Below are 3040 nucleotides of genomic sequence, written 5' to 3'. Positions count from 1 at the left end.
TCGGTGGCGCGGAGGTCGCCGGTCAGGGCCAGGAGCAGGTCGGCGGTGGTGACGTCGACGAGCTCGATCACCCCGTGCATGCGGGTGTCGGGGTGGCTGTCGGCGAGAGTGTCGCCGGCGGCGGCCGCCTCGTCCCGGTCGTCGAACGGGCCGGTCATCGGTCCGCCTCCTCGGCGAGGCTGCGGGCGTGGTCGGCGTCCACGTCGGTGAACGTGTCCGGGAGGTGGTGGCGCTGCTCGTCGACCCAGGTGAGGAAGGCGGCCTTCGCCTGGGCTGCGGTCGTGTCGGTCGCCGCGCCGATCTGCCGCCAGCCCGCGCCGGCGCGCAGAGCCCGCAGGACGGTGGTCTGCAGTCCGAACCGGGCGCTTTGGGTCAACGCGACTTCGGTGGCCAGCAGTTCCAGCACCTCGTCGGTGTCGATCCGCTGGCCGCTGGCGTGGCGCACCGCGATGTCCAGGCCCAGGTCAGAGGCCCGGGTCGCCAGCAGCAGCGGCGTCGCGATCTGGCCTGGTGGGTACAGGACGTCGTCGGGTCGGCGGGGGCGGTTCACTTCTCACCGCCGCGGCGTAGCAGTTCCCGGGCGAGCCGCTCGATCTCTCGGGCGGTGGCGTCGGCGAGGTTGTCGGCGCGCGGAGTCGCGCACTCGTCTGAGCGCGCGCTAGCCTTGATCTGCATCGATGAGATCCCTTCAAGATCCGATGCTCTGGGGTTCCGGTGGGTGGCAGCCCGTCGGAACCCCGTTTCCTGTCAGAGGTGGTCGTCTCGTCGGTGGTCGTGGGATGTCAGGGCGTAGGCCCCGCGACACCACGCAGTGTGAATCCGGGGGGTCCCATCGGAACCGTCCGACCCGACTTTTTGGTTTCCGTGGTTGTTCGGAACCGTTTCGTACCGCTCGCGGTGTGTACGTGGGTTCAGGTGCGCCCCTGGAATGCGGCGAGCCGGCGGCGGGTCGTGGTGCATGGTCAGGCTTCCGACGTCTTGTGGCGGCGTCTATCCGACGGGCGAGCCGGCGAGGATCGCTTCCACCACCGACCGACGGAAACGGCGATGACCGTTGGGAAGCGCGATCGAGGTGATGCGGCCTTCCCGGGCCCATCGGGCCAGCGAGCCGGTGTCAATGCGCAAGGTGTCGGCAACCTCGGCGGGGGTCATCAAGGGGTCTGGATCGGCTGTGGGAGCCAGGGTGGGCGTCGTCCCCGTCATGACCCGGTCGCCTTATTGCTGATGGCGCTCTGCACTGAGCTCATCGTGTTGTCGACCTCGTCGACGCAAGTGCCGAGGTCGAGAACCAGGTCCCCGTCGTACTCGCACTCGTCAAGCGCCTTGATGGCCTCCGTCAGGGTGCCGATCGCGGCGAGCAGGTCGCCGCGGATCGAGACCCGGTCCAGCTTGGGCACGTGGCTCACTGTCGCGATCTCCTTCATCTGCTCCGTTTGACGTAGGACGTAGGACGTCCTACGTGATGCACGGTGTCACACGGCTGCGGCGGCCGTCAAGGAAGACGTAGGACGTCCTGCGTGGACTAACGTGGGGGCCACGCGAGCACGTGACTGATCAGGAGAGACGAGGTGCAGGTCGGATGACCGTTGACGCTCCGAAGTCTCGCTATCGGCAGGTAGCTGATCTGCTCAGGCGAGACATCACCCTTGGTAAGTATCCGCCCGGGTCGACGCTGCCCAGTGAGCAGGATCTGGCCAGCGAGGTGGGCGTGTCTCGCGTGACGATCAACCGTGCTCTCCAGATCCTGCGCGCCGAGGGCATGGTGCGGGTGCTGCGCGGGCGGGGGACGGTCGTGCGCTCTGTCCCGCCGATCGATCGGCATAGCAACCGGCGATATGCACGCGCCGCTCGCGAGGAACACGGCGCCCGGGGTGCCTTCGATGCCGAAATCCGGCGCCTTGGCCTGATACCTCGATCCGACATCGTCCAGCTGGAGCCGGTCGACCCGCCCGAAGCGGCGGCGAAAGCACTCGGGCTTGATCCAGGCGACCGGGTCCTGATTCGCAAGCGTCACATGTATGCGTCCGACGAACCGGTTCTTCTGGCCACGTCGTACATTCCCTGGGCTCTCGCCGAGCAAGCCGGCGTGACCAACAAGAACACCGGTCCGGGCGGAACCTACTCACGGCTCGCCGAGCTTGGACAGGGGCCGGTGCGGTTCACCGAGGACATCCGAGCCCGCATTCCCACAGACGACGAGGAAGCGTTCTTCGATCTGGCCGAGAATCAACAAATATTCGAGATCATCCACATGTCGTGGACGGTCGACGATCGGCCGGTGGAATACCGCATCGACGCTCTGCCCACGTTCCAATGGATCCTGCACTTCGAGTGGCCGGCCGAGGTCGTCAACCCGGACGGCCGGTCGTGACGGTCCGGCAGACGGCGGTCCGAGTCGCCGAACTGCCGGCCGCGGCTGGCCACGGCCAGGACCGGGTGCTGATCGGTGAGAACATCGTCATCGTCCTGGACGGCGCGTCCGGATCGGACGGCACGATCAGCGTGGCCGCCTACGTAGACGCCCTCGGTGTCCAACTGCTTGGAGCACTCGAGCGCCGGCCGGCGGCACCCCTGCGAACCACGCTGCGCACGGCGCTCCGGGGTGTCACCCAGGCCCTCGACCTGCAGCCGGGCGACTCGCCGTCCTCAACCGTCAGCATCATCCGGTCCTTGCCGGGCCACGTCGACGTGCTCGTACTCGGCGACACCCCGGCGTACGTTGCGACCCGATCCGCCGGCGTCGAGCGCATCTTCGACGACCGCCTCGATCGACTCCCCGTGAAGCACCGACCGGCGGCTCTCGCCCGGCTGCAAGCCGGGGGCGGGTACGACGACGAACATCAGCGCATCCTCCGCGATATGAGGATCGAGAAAGCGCCGTACCAGAATGCCGCCGGTGGCTACTGGATCGCCGAGGCCGACCCTTCGGCGGGCTGCGAGGCACTTGTGCGATCTTTTGCCGCTGAGGACATGCTGTGGGCCGCCATCCTCACGGACGGCACCGAAGATCCGATGCTACATCTGGGCGTCAGCATTGAAC

At 67.6% G+C, this 3040-nt stretch carries 6 protein-coding genes; 2 read left to right on the top strand and 4 right to left on the bottom strand.

What is annotated here, in order from left to right; genetic code table 11:
- Positions 1-154 precede the first annotated feature (154 nt).
- The 4 genes from U9980_RS24370 to U9980_RS24355 all read right to left on the bottom strand — a co-directional run bounded on the left by U9980_RS24370 (position 155) and on the right by U9980_RS24355 (position 1406).
- Positions 155-550 carry a hypothetical protein gene (locus U9980_RS24370; protein ID WP_322770069.1) on the bottom strand — a complete coding sequence of 132 codons (396 nt, stop codon included), beginning with the start codon at positions 548-550 and terminating at the stop codon, positions 155-157.
- The gene (locus U9980_RS24365) at positions 547-675 is read right to left on the bottom strand and encodes a hypothetical protein (RefSeq protein ID WP_322770068.1); all 129 of its coding nucleotides are present in this window, start codon (positions 673-675) and stop codon (positions 547-549) included. Before U9980_RS24365 ends, U9980_RS24370 begins: the two co-directional genes overlap by 4 nt.
- A 315-nt stretch (positions 676-990) precedes the next feature.
- Positions 991-1203, bottom strand: a complete 213-nt coding sequence (locus U9980_RS24360) for a helix-turn-helix domain-containing protein (RefSeq protein ID WP_322770067.1) — start codon at positions 1201-1203, stop codon at positions 991-993.
- Positions 1200-1406: a hypothetical protein gene (locus tag U9980_RS24355; protein ID WP_322770066.1), complete on the bottom strand. Its 207-nt coding sequence runs from the start codon at positions 1404-1406 to the stop codon at positions 1200-1202. The genes U9980_RS24360 and U9980_RS24355 overlap by 4 nt, the downstream gene beginning before the upstream one ends.
- A gap of 173 nt (positions 1407-1579) precedes the next feature.
- On the opposite strand from U9980_RS24355, the gene U9980_RS24350 reads away from it, so the two are divergent.
- Entirely contained in the window at positions 1580-2371 is a 792-nt protein-coding gene (locus U9980_RS24350; RefSeq protein ID WP_322770065.1) for a GntR family transcriptional regulator, read from the top strand.
- The coding region (locus U9980_RS24345) for a hypothetical protein (protein WP_322770064.1) at positions 2368-3040 on the top strand (673 nt) is incomplete at its 3' end. The genes U9980_RS24350 and U9980_RS24345, both read left to right, overlap by 4 nt.

The organism is Protofrankia sp. Cr1, from assembly GCF_963555865.1.
Taxonomy (GTDB): domain Bacteria; phylum Actinomycetota; class Actinomycetes; order Frankiales; family Frankiaceae; genus Protofrankia.
This window is presented reverse-complemented; position numbering and strand designations above follow the sequence as displayed.

Excerpts from the sequence above, each read along its gene's own strand:
- U9980_RS24360 (WP_322770067.1), bottom strand. The coding sequence starts at position 1,203 with ATGACGGGGACGACGCCCACCCTGGCTCCCACAGCCGATCCAGACCCC.
- U9980_RS24365 (WP_322770068.1), bottom strand. The coding sequence starts at position 675 with ATGCAGATCAAGGCTAGCGCGCGCTCAGACGAGTGCGCGACTCCGCGC.
- U9980_RS24350 (WP_322770065.1), top strand. The coding sequence starts at position 1,580 with ATGACCGTTGACGCTCCGAAGTCTCGCTATCGGCAGGTAGCTGATCTG.